This is a genomic window from Pseudomonas sp. NFACC32-1, assembly GCF_900101215.1.
In the GTDB taxonomy this organism is placed as follows: Bacteria; Pseudomonadota; Gammaproteobacteria; order Pseudomonadales; family Pseudomonadaceae; genus Aquipseudomonas.
Genome location: NZ_FMUL01000003.1, coordinates 320479 through 334779 on the forward strand (window position 1 = coordinate 320479; position 14301 = coordinate 334779).

A 14301-nucleotide genomic window follows, 5' to 3' on the forward strand; every position below is an offset into this window, starting at 1 on the left:
GCTCATTGCGCCTGTCCGCCGAACAGATAGCCCTGCCCACGACGGGTCTCGATCACGCTGCGTCCCAGCTTGCGCCGCAGGTGATTGACGTGAACCTCCAGCACATTGGAATCGCGCTCGGTTTCGCCGTCATACAGGTGCTCGGAGAGATGGCTCTTGGAGAGGATCTGTTCAGGGTGAAGCATGAAATAGCGCAACAGGCGAAATTCGGCAGCCGTGAGCTGGATGTCCGTACCGTCGCGGACCACGCATTGACGCCCTTCGTCCAGATGCAGCCCGGCGGCCTGGAGCGTCGGTTGGTTGACCTGGCCATGGGAGCGACGCAGCAGCGCCTGGATCCGCAGGTGCAGCTCTTCGGGATGAAACGGCTTGGTGAGGTAGTCGTCCGCGCCGGCCTTGAGACCTTCGATGCGCTCGGCCCAGGAACCACGGGCCGTGAGAATCAGCACCGGGGTGCTCAGGCCGCCGGCACGCCACTGGGCCAGCACCTCGAGCCCCGGCACCCCGGGCAGGCCGAGGTCGAGGATGATCAGGTCATAGGGCTCGGTACTGCCCTGGTACACCGCATCGCGCCCATCGGCGAGCCAGTCGACGGCATAACCCTGTCGTGCAAGCCCGGCCATCAACTCGTCGGCCAGGGGAACGTGATCTTCCACCAGAAGCAGGCGCATCAATCTTCCTTATCTTTGAGTAAACGGCCGGTCTTGGCCTCCAGGTCCAGCTCGCGAACGACGCCGTCGGTATCCAGCAGCTCGACCTCGTAAATATAGACCCCGTGCTTTTCCTCCAGCTCGGCTTCCAGCAACTTGGCGCCGGGATGCCGGTCCAGCGCCTGTTGCAGCAGATGCTCAAGGGGCAGTATCACGCCCTGCTGGCGTAATTGCAGGGCTTCGTCCTGGTCCAGGTCGCGAGCCATGACCACCGAACAAAACGTCAGCAGCGCCAGCAGCCAGGGACTGCGGGCGCGTAGATTAAGCTTCATTACGTATCCTGATGATTCTTGAGCACCTTGCCGGTCACAGCATCCAATTCAAGGTCCCAGTCGATGCCCTTGGCATCGCGCAGGTCCACCTGGAAGATGTACTTGCCGTACTCTTCCTCCAGCTCGACATCCGTCAGCGTGGCACCAGGGTGCTGGGCCAGGGCTGCGGCCTTGAGTTTTTCAAAGGACTGAATGGTACCAGCGTCCTGCAGTTTTTGGGCTTCGCCGGCATCAAGGTCTCGAGCCTGGGCCAGGCCGGCGCCGAGGGCCATGGACATCGCGATGAAAAAGGCAGTCAGGCGGTTCATGGTTTGTCTCCTTTTTATAATCGTCACGCAACGACTCTATCGGGAAGAACTTAACTGAAACTGAATTGCCATCATTGAACCCACATCAACGTCTGTGAACGCTTGCAGGGACGGGCTTGCTGGCAGAGCCGTGCGAACCTGAATCGGCGCGGGATGGGCCGACGCCATCGCCAGCGGGCTCGCTTCCACGGGTTGTTGTGTCGTTATAATCATCCACCTGTACGCATTCGAGGCCGGTATGACCGCCATCCACATCAAGATCCCAGCGCTCACCCTCAAGGCCGGCCCTCGTGCTTTCGCGCGCATTCGCGAGGCGGGCCTCAGCGCCCGCGACGTTGGCATCCTGCCCGGCGCCGCCGGGGGGCCCAAGGCCCTGGGGATCCAGGGGCTGGACCTGGCGCTGTTCGGTGAATGGCTGCCCGCCGCGCCCCGGGAACGCTCGCTGATCGGCGCGTCGGTAGGCTCCTGGCGCTTCGCCAGTGCCTGCCTGCCGGATGCCGCCGAAGGGATCCGGCGCCTGGGCACCTTGTACAACGAACAGAGCTTTGCCAAAGGCGTGACCATGGCCGGGGTCAGCCAGAGTTCGCAGCGCATGCTCGACGACCTGCTCGAAGGCCGCGATGCGGCGATCCTCGACAACCCGCATTACCGGCTCAACATCATGGTGGTCAAAAGCCATGGCTTGCTCGCGCAGGATCATCGTGGGCGGCTGGGCCTGGGCCTGTCGTCGGTGATCGCCGACAACCTGCGCGGCCGCGCACGGCTGTCACGGCACTTCGAACGGCTGATCGTCCACGATCCGCGCCTGGCGCCGCCGTTGCATCCTCTGAACGACTTTCCATCGCGCTTCGTCCCGCTGGAGGTGGCCAACCTGCGCCAGGCCTTGCTGGCATCGGGCTCCATTCCCATGGTGATGGAAGGCGTGCGCGACCTGCCGGGTGCCGGTGCCGGTACCTACCGCGACGGCGGCCTGCTGGACTATCACCTCGACCTGCCCTACAGCGGCGATGACATCGTGCTGTATCCACATTTTACCGACCGGGTCATTCCCGGCTGGTTCGACAAGAGCCTGCCGTGGCGCCGGGGCAATGCCGAACGCCTGCAGGACGTGCTGCTACTGGCGCCGTCCCGTGAGTACCTGGCTCGCCTGCCCTTCGGCAAACTGCCGGATCGTAACGACTTCAAGCGTTTCATGGGCGATGACCCAAGCCGCCGCAAATACTGGCGCACCGCAATGGACGAAAGCCGACGGCTGGGCGACGAGTTCCTGGAACTGACGGCCAATGGGGGGTTGGGCGAGCGATTGCTGACCCTTTAGTCAGCACGGTTGCGCAACGCCGGAGCCAAACTGATAAACTCCGCCGCCTGCCTCGCGACCGCTACCCTATAGAGCCCGAACCCCGTGGAAATCTTCAAAGAGTTTACCTTCGAATCCGCCCACCGCCTGCCCCACGTGCCGCAAGGCCACAAGTGCGGCCGCCTTCATGGCCATTCGTTCAAAGTGGCGATCCATCTGGACGGCGATATCGACCCGTACACCGGCTGGATTCGTGACTTCTCCGAGATCAAGGCGATCTTCAAGCCGCTGTACGAGCGCCTGGACCACAACTACCTCAACGACATTCCCGGCCTGGAAAACCCCACCAGCGAAGTCCTGGCCAAGTGGATCTGGAATGAATTGAAGCCGTTGCTGCCCGAGCTCAGTGCCATTCGCATCCATGAGACATGCACCAGCGGCTGCATCTATCGCGGCGAATAACCAAATCCCTTGTGGCGGGGTTCATCCCCCGCTGGGCCGCGCAGCAGTCCTGAAACCGCCATTCGGTGTGTCAGGCGGATCGAGTCCATTGCTTTGGGTCTGCTGCGCAGCCCAGCGGGGATAACTGCCTTCGCCACAGGTCCCTGTTTGCCTGACATCAGCTTTTTTGTGTCTATGCTCTTTGGCTCGAACATGCCAAGAGGACACGATTATGACCCACTGGCCGCTGGATCAGACATACACCTTCAACGGACATCCCATCCGCTACGCCATCCACGGCGATGGCCCGCCCTTGGTATTTGTCCACGGCACGCCGTTCTCTTCCTACGTGTGGCACCGCATCGCCCCGCTGTTTTTCGCCACCCACCGGGTGCACTACTTCGACCTGCTGGGTTATGGCCAATCCGCACAACCCGATGCCGACGTGTCCCTGGGCGTGCAAAACCTGTTGCTCGCACAATTGCTGGAACACTGGGGCCTGGACTGCCCGGACGTGGTGGCCCATGACTTCGGCGGCGCCACCGCCCTGCGCGCGCATCTGCTCGACGGCAGGGACTACCGCAGCCTGACCCTGATCGACCCCGTGGCCCTGTCGCCCTGGGGCTCCGCCTTCGTACAGCACGTGCGCCAACATGAAGCCGCCTTCAGCGGCCTGCCCGACTACATTCAACGCGCCATCGTGCCGACGTACATTCGTGGTGCGATCAAACGGGACATCCCGGACGAGGAACTGGCGCCCTACGTAAAGCCATGGCTGGGCGAGACAGGCCAGGCGGCGTTCTACCGGCAGATCGCGCAGATGGACGAACGCTATACCCGTGAGGCGCAAGACCTGTACCCGAGCGTGCGCTGCCCGACCCAGATCCTCTGGGGCGAGGATGACCAGTGGATTCCCATCGAACGCGGCCAGGCCCTCCAACGGATGATCCCCGGGGCACAATTGCATCCCGTTCCGAACGCCGGGCACCTGGTCCAGGAAGACGCACCGCAAGCCATCGTGGCGGCGATGTTGCGGTTTTTGCCACTGTCCTCCCCGACCTGAAAGACACCGCATTCTCCTGTGGGAGCGAGCTTGCTCGCGATGGCGGCATGGCAGTCACTTTGATGCTATCTGACACAAGGCTATCGCGAGCAAGCTCACTCCCACAGGGGCTCGTCGCTAATGGGATCCGTGTTCCAACTTGAATCACTCGCGCACCGCTTTCGCCCCCCTGCGCCCCCCAATTCCCAGGATTGTCTATAAATAACCTCGCGATCACGCGCTTGGCACGGCCGCTGCACGCTCGCGGTCTTTCCTCTTTTGCAAGGTCCGCCACATGACTCAGAACGATCCGGGCAACGATTACCCTTTGAGCGAAGTGCCGATGCATGCCCGCAAGGGCCTGGCCTCCACGGCCATGGTGTTGCTGGGCTTCACCTTTTTCACCGCGACGATGTTCGCCGGCGGCAAGCTGGGGGTGGCCTTCGGTTTTGTCGAAATGCTCACGGTGATCGTGATCGGCAACCTGCTGCTGGGCCTGTATGCCGCAGGCCTGGGCTACATCGCCTTCAAGAGCGGGCTCAACTCGGTGCTGATGGGCCGCTTCTGTTTCGGTGAGGTCGGCAGCAAGCTCAGCGACCTGATCCTGGGTTTCACCCAGATCGGCTGGTACGCCTGGGGCACGGCCACCGCGGCCGTGGTGCTGGGCAAGTATTTCGAGCTGGACCAGGGCAGCGTGCTGGGGCTGATGGTGCTGTTCGGCCTGGGGTTCTGCGCCACCGCCTACATCGGCTATCGCGGGCTGGAGATCCTTTCCTATATCGCCGTACCGGCCATGCTGTTGCTGCTGATGCTGTCGATGTGGGTGGCGACGACGAAAATAGGCGGTTTCGAGGGATTGCTGGCCGTGGTTCCCACAGGCAGCCTCGATTGGTCCACCGCCATCACGCTGGTGTTCGGCACCTTCGTCAGCGGCGCGACCCAGGCCACCAACTGGACGCGCTTCTCCCGCTCGGCGAAGGTTGCGGTGCTGGCCAGCCTGATCGGCTTTTTCCTCGGCAATGGGCTGATGGTGCTGATCGGTGCCTACGGCGCCATCGTCTATCAGCAACCGGACGTGGTCGAGGTGTTGCTGCTGCAGGGCTTCGCCATGGCGGCGATGGCGATGCTGCTGCTCAACATCTGGAGCACCCAGGACAACACCATCTACAACTTCGCCGTGGCCGGCTGCAACCTGCTGCGAACCCGTCGACGCAAGGCCGTTACCCTGGGCGGGGCGCTGGTCGGTACACTGCTGGCCCTGCTGGGCATGTACGACCTGCTGGTGCCCTACCTGATCCTTCTGGGCACGGTCATCCCGCCGATCGGCGGCGTGATCATGGCCGACTTCTTCTTTCGCTGGCGCGGCCGTTATCCACGCCTGGCCGAAGCACGGTTGCCAGCCTTCAACTGGCCCGGCTTGCTGGCCTATGGGCTGGGTACTGTCGCCGCATTCAATTCGCCATGGATCGCGCCACTGGTAGGAATCGCCACCGGCGCGCTAACGTATGTGGTATTGACTGGCGTCATGGGTACCCGCACCGCTGTTGCGCCACTCCAAGACCTATAACAAGGACTCGCCGATGCACATCATCAACGCCCGCCTGCGCAACCGTGAAGGCTTGCATGAGCTGCACCTGGAAAACGGCCTGATCGCCAATATCGCCCGCCAGACCGAGGCCCCCAGCCTTGGCCCGGAAGACCTCGATGCTGGAGGCAACCTGGTGGTGCCGCCTTTCGTCGAGCCGCACATCCACCTGGACGCTACCCTCACGGCCGGCGAACCGCGCTGGAACATGAGCGGTACGCTGTTCGAAGGCATCGAATGCTGGGGCGAGCGCAAGGCCACCATCACCCAGGAAGACACCAGGACCCGCGCCAAGAAGACCCTCCAGGCCCTCGCTGCCCACGGCATCCAGCATGTGCGTACCCACGTCGACGTGACCGACCCTGAACTGACGGCCCTCAAGGCCATGCTGCAGGTGCGCGAGGAAAGCCGTCACTTGGTGGACATGCAGATCGTCGCGTTTCCCCAGGAAGGCATCGAGTCCTACCGCAATGGCCGCGAACTGATGGAAGAAGCGATTCGCATGGGCGCCGATGTGGTGGGCGGTATCCCGCATTTCGAGTACACCCGCGACCAGGGCGTCAGCTCGGTGAAGTTCCTGATGGACCTGGCCGAACGCACCGGTTGCCTGGTGGATGTGCATTGCGACGAGACCGACGACCCGCACTCACGCTTTTTGGAGGTGCTTGCCGAAGAAGCCCGCAGCCGCGACATGGGCAGTCGGGTGACAGCCAGCCACACCACGGCCATGGGCTCCTACGACAACGCCTACTGCGCCAAGCTGTTCCGCCTGCTGGGGCATTCGGGCATCAGTTTCGTGTCCTGCCCCACCGAAAGCATCCACCTGCAAGGGCGCTTCGATACCTTCCCCAAACGCCGCGGCGTCACCCGTGTCAACGAATTGCTCGAAGCCGGGATGAACGTGTGCTTCGGCCAGGATTCCATCGTCGACCCGTGGTATCCCCTGGGCAACGGCAACATCCTGCGGGTACTGGAAGCCGGCCTGCATATCTGCCATATGCTCGGCTACCGCAACCTGCAAAGCGCCCTGGACCTGGTCACCGACAACAGTGCCAAGGCCATGGCCCTGGGCGAGCGCTACGGCCTGGAGCCCGGCCGCCCGGCGAACCTGCTGATCCTGTCGGCGGACAGCGACTACGAAGTGATCCGCAGCCAGGGCTTGCCGCTCTACTCGATTCGCCATGGCGAAGTGCTGATGAAGCGGCAGATGCCGGTGGTGGAGTTTGCTCCCGTGTTGGATTGAACCTGCCCCCGCTGGGAGACGAGCCTGATCATGATGGCGTCATCGGTGGCGCCTGACGGGTCCTCGGCATTACCGGGACACAGGGATTCACGGGATGGCCTTGGCAGTGCCGAACAGCCTAACTCGCACCAACGCCTCATCCTGTTGTTCCAATAAGATCGGCGCTGTGCCACCGGGCATGACAACCCCCACCGGTCCCGCCGCGACCCAGCCCACTCGCCACGCAGCGCTGGCCACGGCGCTGGCGCTGGTGCCCGAGGAAGCCGTGGGGCCTTCGCCGCGCTCGAAGACGCGAGCGACGATTAGTCCCGGGGCCTGGAGCCACGCCCATTGCAGATTCACCCCTGCCGGACAAGGAGAACCCGACCCTGCGGGCGCGGCAAAGGCGATGCGGGTCAGGCCCTGCGCCAAGGCCGGGGCGCGCATCTGTGGGTTGTCCGGCAGGGCGTCGGCCCTGTCCACCAACGTCACGCAGTGAGGATTGCCGATGTTCACGAACTGGCTGTGGCCCCATGCCGGGTTCAAGGCGTGCAACGCCGCTACCCGACTGACATCGCGCTGCTGGAAGGTCACGCGCTCCACGTTCCGGGCACCGACGGCTTGCGGTCCGAACGACGGCCGCCCCAGGTCCAACCAGAAACCCTGTACGCCCTCGAACATGGCGGCCCGCACCGATGTGCGCAACGGCGACACGCCATGGGGATTGTCGTGATGGACCTGCAGCAGGCAATCGCCATCGTCCTTTATCAACCCGCGTTCTTTCAGGGCCTGGGAAAAGATCGTCAGGCCATTGCCGCTGCGCTCGGCCAGGGTGCCATCGGTGTTGACGATCAACAGATCGAACGGCGGCTCGCTCTGGAATGGCCCGATCAGCAAGCCGTCGCAGCGATGGGCCTTGGCCCCCGGCGGGGCTTCGCCCGGCGCCCAACTGCATAAGGCATGGATGGCGGCTGAAGTCCAACCTTCCCTCGCCCTTGCCGCCTGTCCGGCCGACGAGGGCAGGTCTATGCCCTGGGCACGGACCTGTTGCGGTGAAACCACACCATAAACATTGCCGCGTGCATCATAAAACTGCGTCATGGACCCAACCCGGTATTCGCCAGCGAGAGGCAGTACTTTATGCCGAGCGCCCCTGCAGGAGCAAAATCGTCAACGCATGACGGTGGGATCAAAGCTTGCTTGCGATGCAGACAACGCGGTCGGCACCTTGGAGTCGCAGCACGGTCAGTGAATATGCAAGCATAGGACCCTGCCCGCACCACCGCATCGCCAGACCAAGGACGTTTCATGACTGCCATCACCCCACCGCCAACCTTTATCCCCGGACGCCTGGAACAGATGTCCACCCGCATTGCCTATCTGATCGCCGGTGTCGGCATCGCGGCCTGGGCGCCGCTGGTGCCTTATGCCAAGGTCCGGGCCAATCTCGATGAAGGCACTCTCGGGTTGCTGCTGTTGTGCCTGGGGGTGGGGTCGATCCTGGCGATGCCGATTTCCGGTGCGCTGGCGGCGCGGTTCGGCTGCCGTCGGGTGCTCAGCGGCGGCACGATCCTGATCTGTCTGGCGCTGCCGTTGCTGGCGACGATGACGACGCTACCCTGGCTGGTGGCCGCGCTGTTCGTGTTCGGTGCCGGGCTTGGCACCGTGGATTCGACGGTCAACCTGCAAGCGGTGATCGTCGAGCGAGCCAGTGGCAAGACCATGATGTCGGGCTTCCACGGCATGTTCAGCCTGGGGGGCATCATTGGTGCGGCCGGGGTCAGTGCCTTGCTCGGCATTGGGCTCTCGCCCCTGGGGGCGACACTGGTGGTCAACGCCTTGCTGTTGGTAGCGCTGTTCAAGGCGGCGCCGCATCTACTGCCCTACGGCAGTGAGAGTTCGGGACCGGCGTTTGCCATTCCCCATGGCGTGGTGTTGTTCATCGGCATCCTCTGTTTCATCGTATTTCTGGCCGAGGGCGCCGTGCTGGACTGGAGTGCGGTGTTCCTGACCACCGAGCGCGGGGTGGAAACCGCCTACGCCGGGCTGGGTTATGCCGCGTTCGCGCTGACGATGACCGTCGGCCGGTTGACGGGCGATTCAGTGGTGCGTCGCCTGGGCGCCCGGCGCGTGATCATCTACGGCGGCGCGACCGCCGCGGCCGGGTTCCTGCTGGCGACCCTGGCACCGATGTGGCAGGCGGCGTTGCTGGGATATGGATTGGTGGGGGCCGGTTGTTCGAACATCGTGCCGGTGCTGTACACCGCCGTCGGCAAACAGACACTGATGCCTGAAGCGATTGCCGTACCGGCCATCACCACCATCGGCTACGCCGGCATCCTTGCCGGCCCGGCGCTGATCGGGTTCGTGGCCCATGGCAGCAGCCTGAGCATTGCGTTCGGGCTGATTGCGCTGTCACTGGTGGCGGTGGCGGCCAGTGGGAAAGTGCTCAAAGTCTGAGCCCTGCGCAAGGCGTTCTCATCAGAACCCCACGCTGGCCTGCACGAAGAACGTCCGCGGCGCCCCCACGTAGATCCCCGAGTTGTTGTCGCTCGAACGGGTGTAGTACTGGTGGTCGAAGAGGTTCTTCACCCCGGCGCCGAGTTTCAGGTTCGACAGCTGCTCGCCAAAGTCATAGCCGGCCCGCACGTTCCACAGCACGTAGCCAGGCATGTCGCCAAACTGCCCGTCGGCGGTGCCGTCGGTGATGTAGTTGTCGCTGAAACTGCCGTCGGGGTTCACATTGTTTCCGGGCGAGCGTTGCTTGGACTGGGCAAACGCATCGAGGTTGTACGTCCAGCGATTGACGTCGTAGCGCAAGCCCACGTTTGCCACCTGGCGCGAGTAGAACGGCAGGTCACGCCCCTTGAAGCTCGGGATCTGGCCTTCATAGGTCGCCCGGGTGTAGGTGAAACCGGCGTTGGCGCTCAAGCCCTCGAGACGCGGGTCCAGGGCGGCCAGGTCGTAGCGCACCGAAGCTTCCAGGCCCTGGTGCTTGGTGGCGCCCATGTTGGTCCAGCCCACATCGTTGCTGATGTATTGCAGCTCATCGTCGAAGTCGATGTAGAACAGCGTCACTTCCCCGCCCCACACCTCATCGTTGTAGCGCGTACCGATCTCGTAGGTCTTGGCCTTTTCCGGGCTCAGGCCATTGGCCGTGTCGTTGCCCACGCCGCCCTGGCCGAGCTGGAAATACTGCAGGCTGCCGAAGGACGTCTCGTAGTTGGCGAACAGCTTCCACGCATCGGACAGGTGGTACATCACGCTCAGGGCCGGCAGCGGCTCGTTGCTGTCGATGCTGCGGCGCTTTTCCTGCACGGGACGGCCGGCGTTGTCGAGCACCGGGCGGTCGTGCCATTCGGTGCTGATGCTTTCGAAGCGGATACCCGGGGTGATGGTCCATTTGCCGATATCGATCTTGTCATCGACGTAGACCGCATGGGCCTCGGTGCCTCCGGTACGGTCCTGATAGACATGGCCATCGGCCCCCGGACGCACCACTGGCTGGTTATCACGCAACGCCAGGCGACTGGCCTCTTCGTGCATGCCCTCCTTGAGGTAGCGATACCCCACGCTGGCCTCCTGGGTCGTGGGGCCCAGGTCGAACACATGGGACACCCGCGGCTCGATGCCAAAGGTGTAATAGGTGCGCGGGTAAGACACCAGGTTGCGTTGATCCCGAGAGGCGATGGTGCTGCCACGGTAGCTGTCGGAGTAATAGGTCAGCACCTCGGCCTGGGTGCGTTCGCTGATTTCCCGGATCCACTTGAAGGAAACGTCCTTGCGCCGGCCGGCGAAAGTGTCCCAGTCGCGGTCGGACTGGTACGGGTCGGCGTCATATTGCGCCTGGTTCAGGCCGCCCGGCATATCGGCCTTGGCGTCGTAGTAATGGAAATTCAGGGAAAAATCGTCCACCTCGGTAGGCGCCCAGTGGGTCTTGAGGATCACGTCGTCGATGTCGTTGCCATTATTGCTGCGGCGATAGCCGTTGCCGTTCACGCTGGAATACAGGAGCGCGGCGCCCATGCCATTGTCGGCCGTACCGCCGAGGAATGCCGTGTCGATATGTTTCCAGCCGCCGCGCTGGGAAGTTTCCAGCGTGGTGCCGATTTCACCGGTGGCCTTTTCCGGAATCGCCCGGGTCACGAAGTTGATGACCCCGCCGACGTTCTGCGGCCCGTAGCGCACGGAGCCAGCGCCGCGTACCACATCGATGCTGTCCAGGTTGCCCGAGGAAATCGGCGCCATGGACAATTGCGGCTGACCGTAAGGCGCGAACGCTGCCGGGACGCCGTCGATCAACACCGTGGAGCGCGGCGACAGGCGCGAGGTCAGGCCTCGTACACCGACGTTGAGGGAAATATCGCTGCCGCCGGTGCCATTGGCGTCCTGCACTTGCACACCGGGCACACGCCGCAGGACATCGCCGACGTTCATGGCGCCCTGCTCTTGCATCGCTTCGCGGCGGATCACCGTGCGTGCGCCAGGATGGTTCTGCACTACTTCGGCATTGGCATCGCCGAGCCAGTCGCCCACCACCTGGATGTCCGTGGCGCCCAGCTCCAGCGGGCCACCGTTGGTGGCCGAAGGCGCCGGCAGCACCGTCACCGAACCGTCATTGAGCTGGTACTGCAGGCCGCTGCCCTGCAGCAGCTGGCGCAGGGCCGCTTCCGGGGACAGGTTGCCTTCCACCGCCGGCGCCTGCTTGCCAGCCACCAGCTCGGGGCTGAAGAACACCTGCAACGAGGTCTGCTGGGCCAGCTGGCTCAAGGCCTGGCCCAGCGGCTGGGCCTGGATATGGATGCTACTGGCCGCCTGATCGGCAAGAACCTGGGGAACCGCGGCGTTAACGGCCAACGTCAAGGCCAGTGGCAACCAGCGGGGTTGGCGGCGTTTGTTGTTTTTAGCAAAAGTTTTCACGTCGAACCTTGTCCTGTCGAATCGCAAGAATACGCGTCTGTTAATACAAACCAGTTGCAGTTGGACAAGTAGACGAAGAACTCGAAAAAAACCTGAATCCAGGCTCTGTTTGAAAAATCTTGGGCAGGTAGGCAGGGCGAAAACCGGCGAGGAACGGCCAGGGTCGCGCTCGACTTTACTGGAGTAAATGAGCATGGCGATCGGACTCGCGCACGAGCCGGTTTTCAACGCGGCATGAACGAGTATCAAGGCTTTTCAGGCAGAACCTGGCGCGCAACTATTTCCTGGCTACCGTCGTCCAGGGTTCGCACGGCCACCGGCAGGATGTCCGGCAGGGCCTTGAGCAACGCCTCGGGATTGTCGGAACGGAACACGCTGGTCAAGCGCAGGTTGCCCACCGCCGCGCTGCCCACCCGCAAGGGTTTGGCGCGATAACGGGAAACCTCTTCGGCCACCTCGTTCAACGAGGCGTTGTTGAACACCAGCTTGCCATTGCGCCAGGCGGTGAGCGCATCGGCATCGATCGCATAGGGCGTGGCCACCTTGCCCTGGGCGTCGATCTGGGTACCCAGGCCGGCCGTCAGGCTGACAAAGCTGGCCTGGGACAGATCGCGCCCCTGGACCTTGACGCTGCCCTGCTCTACCGCGACCCGGGTCTTGTCGACATCACGGCGCACGTCGAAGCGTGTTCCGGTCACTGTCACCTGGCCGTTGCCCGCTTCGACGGTAAAAGGCCGGCCGACGTCATGCTCGACACGAAACAACGCTTGCCCTTCGATCAACTCCACCCGGCGCTGATGATGCACGAACTGGATACGTACTCGGCTGCGACTATTGAGATCGATCAGCGAGCCGTCCGGTAGCGCGATGTGCCGGCGTTCGCCAAGGGCAGTGGCAAACTCTGCGCTGTAGTCGGTGGTAGAACCCAGGCCGCTGAACAGCCCCAGCCCGATCGTCACCGCCAGTAGTCCGGCGGCCACGGCATAGCGCAGCAACGGCCGGCGCGCGGGACGTTTGGCCGGGGGCGCGCACAAGGCCTGCAGGCGCTCGCGGGGCAGCAGGTCCGTGGCGCTCCAGATGCCTTGCAGCAACTGGATTTCATCTCGGTGGTTGGGGTGTTCGTCCAGCCAGGCATCGAAGCGCCGACGCTCCTCCACCCCCATGACCGGCGCTTGCAGGCGCACGAACCATTGCGCCGCTTCGTCGCGAACCCGGTTCTGCCCACACGGGCAATCACGGCTATCCATCATGGAAGGTCCTCGGGTTCAGGTGAGCGGGTTGCAGTGCAAGACGACGGCGGATCATTGCCCAGGCCCGTCCAGGTGATCGCGCAGATGCCGCAGGGTGCGGATCATATACTTTTCCACCATGTTTTTTGACAGCCCCAGGCGCTCGGCGATTTCCGCCTGGGTCAGGCCTTCGATCTTCTGCCAGACAAACACCGTACGGCAGTTGGCTGGCAGCTCGGCAAGCGCCCGTTCGATGGAGTCCGCCAGCTGGATCGCGTGCATGAAATGCTCCGGGTCGCTGGAAAGCGACTGACTGAAATCGATCGCCGCCTCCTCCATGGCGCCCCGTCGATCTTCGCGCCGATAGCCATCCACTGCAATGTTGCGCGCCGTCTGGTGCAAGTAGGCCCGGGGTTGCTCGACCCCCGCCGAATCGGCCTCGAGTACCCGCACGAAGGTATCGTGGGCCAGGTCCTCGGCCTGCTCGCGATTGCGCAGGCGCCGGGTCCAGGTTCCGATCAACTCTTCGTAATGCTCGAAAAAACCGGATAAGCGGGGCAACTTGGGGGTCATTACGGCGCGCTGCGGAAACGGGATGTGAATAGTAATTCTTCCCATTAAGCTGAAGCAAACCTATTGCACTGCCTGTCGTCCGAAGCTTTCAGAATCGAGAATGTCCTATGGCAGCGAGCCTGCTCGCGATGGCAGCTTGACAGTCAATTCAACATTGAATGCCCTACCCCATCGCGAGCAGGCTCGCTCCCACCGGTCTCTTTGCGTTCGACTAGGCTTCAGGCATCTTGCGAAAGCCCACCGCCAGGCGGTTCCAGCCGTTGATGGTGTTGATCGCCACCGTCAGGTCGACCATTTCCTTGGGGGAGAAGTGTTCGCTCAGCAGCGCATAGTCGGCATCGGGCGCGTGGGTGTCGCTCAGGCGGGTCAGGGCTTCGGTCCAGGCCAGTGCGGCGCGTTCGCGGCCGGTGAAGAACGGTGCTTCGCGCCAGGCGGTCACGGCGTACAGGCGCCGCTCGGTCTCACCGTCCTTGCGGGCATCGGCGGTGTGCATGTCGATGCAGAAGGCGCAGCCATTGATCTGCGAGGAACGCAGCTTGACCAGTTCCAGCAGGGATTTTTCCAGGCCCAGTTTCGAAACGGCGGTTTCCAGGGCCATCATGGCCTTGAAGGCGTCCGGGGAAGCGGTATAAAAATCGATGCGCGGTTGCATGGTGAACTCCAGAACGATTGGGTGTGGCGCTACGTTAGCCTTGCGGTGGC

14 protein-coding genes are annotated in these 14301 nt (G+C 63.2%); 6 read left to right on the top strand and 8 right to left on the bottom strand.

All coding sequences use genetic code 11. From position 1 onward, the window contains the following. Positions 1-2: 2 nt before the first annotated feature. The 3 genes from BLP99_RS07675 to BLP99_RS07685 are packed head-to-tail and all read right to left on the bottom strand — an operon-like array spanning position 3 to position 1290. Positions 3-671, bottom strand: coding sequence for a response regulator transcription factor (locus tag BLP99_RS07675; protein ID WP_072392196.1), 669 nt, complete (start codon positions 669-671; stop codon positions 3-5). Beyond that, positions 671-982, bottom strand: coding sequence for a PepSY domain-containing protein (locus tag BLP99_RS07680; RefSeq protein ID WP_072392191.1), 312 nt, complete (start codon positions 980-982; stop codon positions 671-673). Before BLP99_RS07680 ends, BLP99_RS07675 begins: the two co-directional genes overlap by 1 nt. Beyond that, positions 982-1290: a PepSY domain-containing protein gene (locus BLP99_RS07685; protein ID WP_072392188.1), complete on the bottom strand. Its 309-nt coding sequence runs from the start codon at positions 1288-1290 to the stop codon at positions 982-984. The genes BLP99_RS07680 and BLP99_RS07685 overlap by 1 nt, the downstream gene beginning before the upstream one ends. Before the next feature lie 238 nt (positions 1291-1528). Between BLP99_RS07685 and BLP99_RS07690 the strand changes: the two genes are divergently transcribed. The 5 genes from BLP99_RS07690 (at position 1529) to codA (ending at position 6898) form a co-directional block, all read left to right on the top strand. Continuing rightward, positions 1529-2608, top strand: a complete 1080-nt coding sequence (locus BLP99_RS07690; protein ID WP_072392184.1) for a hypothetical protein — start codon at positions 1529-1531, stop codon at positions 2606-2608. 84 nt (positions 2609-2692) lie between these two features. After that, complete coding sequence (gene queD, locus BLP99_RS07695) at positions 2693-3049, top strand: 6-carboxytetrahydropterin synthase QueD (RefSeq protein WP_092180080.1); 357 nt, start codon at positions 2693-2695, stop codon at positions 3047-3049. 211 nt (positions 3050-3260) lie between these two features. After that, on the top strand, positions 3261-4091 hold the full coding sequence (locus BLP99_RS07700; RefSeq protein ID WP_072392177.1) for an alpha/beta fold hydrolase: 831 nt from the start codon (positions 3261-3263) through the stop codon (positions 4089-4091). A 274-nt stretch (positions 4092-4365) separates the two neighbouring features. Beyond that, the gene (codB, locus tag BLP99_RS07705) at positions 4366-5637 is read left to right on the top strand and encodes a cytosine permease (protein ID WP_092180082.1); all 1272 of its coding nucleotides are present in this window, start codon (positions 4366-4368) and stop codon (positions 5635-5637) included. A gap of 13 nt (positions 5638-5650) precedes the next feature. Next, entirely contained in the window at positions 5651-6898 is a 1248-nt protein-coding gene (codA, locus tag BLP99_RS07710) for a cytosine deaminase (RefSeq protein ID WP_072392171.1), read from the top strand. Between the two features lie 87 nt (positions 6899-6985). On the opposite strand, the gene BLP99_RS07715 is transcribed toward codA, so the two are convergent. Then, complete coding sequence (locus tag BLP99_RS07715; protein ID WP_092180084.1) at positions 6986-7978, bottom strand: diaminopimelate epimerase; 993 nt, start codon at positions 7976-7978, stop codon at positions 6986-6988. Positions 7979-8185: 207 nt separating this feature from the next. On the opposite strand from BLP99_RS07715, the gene BLP99_RS07720 reads away from it, so the two are divergent. Continuing rightward, entirely contained in the window at positions 8186-9337 is a 1152-nt protein-coding gene (locus tag BLP99_RS07720; protein WP_092180086.1) for an MFS transporter, read from the top strand. Between the two features lie 21 nt (positions 9338-9358). On the opposite strand, the gene BLP99_RS07725 is transcribed toward BLP99_RS07720, so the two are convergent. The 4 genes from BLP99_RS07725 to BLP99_RS07740 form a co-directional block, all read right to left on the bottom strand. Next, positions 9359-11797 (bottom strand): TonB-dependent siderophore receptor, encoded by a 2439-nt coding sequence (locus tag BLP99_RS07725; protein ID WP_072392161.1) that lies wholly within the window; start codon positions 11795-11797, stop codon positions 9359-9361. A gap of 245 nt (positions 11798-12042) precedes the next feature. Next, positions 12043-13047, bottom strand: coding sequence for a FecR family protein (locus BLP99_RS07730; protein ID WP_072392158.1), 1005 nt, complete (start codon positions 13045-13047; stop codon positions 12043-12045). Between the two features lie 51 nt (positions 13048-13098). Beyond that, on the bottom strand, positions 13099-13599 hold the full coding sequence (locus BLP99_RS07735) for a sigma-70 family RNA polymerase sigma factor (protein ID WP_072392155.1): 501 nt from the start codon (positions 13597-13599) through the stop codon (positions 13099-13101). Between the two features lie 211 nt (positions 13600-13810). Further along, a complete protein-coding gene (locus BLP99_RS07740; RefSeq protein WP_072459415.1) occupies positions 13811-14251 on the bottom strand; it encodes a carboxymuconolactone decarboxylase family protein in 441 nt (146 codons plus the stop codon). Positions 14252-14301 lie beyond the last annotated feature (50 nt).

Bases quoted from the DNA above. Each gene is read 5' to 3' on its own strand.
- BLP99_RS07675 (WP_072392196.1), bottom strand. From the start codon at position 671: ATGCGCCTGCTTCTGGTGGAAGATCACGTTCCCCTGGCCGACGAGTTG.
- BLP99_RS07680 (WP_072392191.1), bottom strand. From the start codon at position 982: ATGAAGCTTAATCTACGCGCCCGCAGTCCCTGGCTGCTGGCGCTGCTG.
- BLP99_RS07685 (WP_072392188.1), bottom strand. From the start codon at position 1,290: ATGAACCGCCTGACTGCCTTTTTCATCGCGATGTCCATGGCCCTCGGC.
- BLP99_RS07690 (WP_072392184.1), top strand. From the start codon at position 1,529: ATGACCGCCATCCACATCAAGATCCCAGCGCTCACCCTCAAGGCCGGC.
- BLP99_RS07700 (WP_072392177.1), top strand. From the start codon at position 3,261: ATGACCCACTGGCCGCTGGATCAGACATACACCTTCAACGGACATCCC.
- codB (WP_092180082.1), top strand. From the start codon at position 4,366: ATGACTCAGAACGATCCGGGCAACGATTACCCTTTGAGCGAAGTGCCG.
- codA (WP_072392171.1), top strand. From the start codon at position 5,651: ATGCACATCATCAACGCCCGCCTGCGCAACCGTGAAGGCTTGCATGAG.
- BLP99_RS07715 (WP_092180084.1), bottom strand. From the start codon at position 7,978: ATGACGCAGTTTTATGATGCACGCGGCAATGTTTATGGTGTGGTTTCA.
- BLP99_RS07720 (WP_092180086.1), top strand. From the start codon at position 8,186: ATGACTGCCATCACCCCACCGCCAACCTTTATCCCCGGACGCCTGGAA.
- BLP99_RS07730 (WP_072392158.1), bottom strand. From the start codon at position 13,047: ATGATGGATAGCCGTGATTGCCCGTGTGGGCAGAACCGGGTTCGCGAC.
- BLP99_RS07735 (WP_072392155.1), bottom strand. From the start codon at position 13,599: ATGACCCCCAAGTTGCCCCGCTTATCCGGTTTTTTCGAGCATTACGAA.
- BLP99_RS07740 (WP_072459415.1), bottom strand. From the start codon at position 14,251: ATGCAACCGCGCATCGATTTTTATACCGCTTCCCCGGACGCCTTCAAG.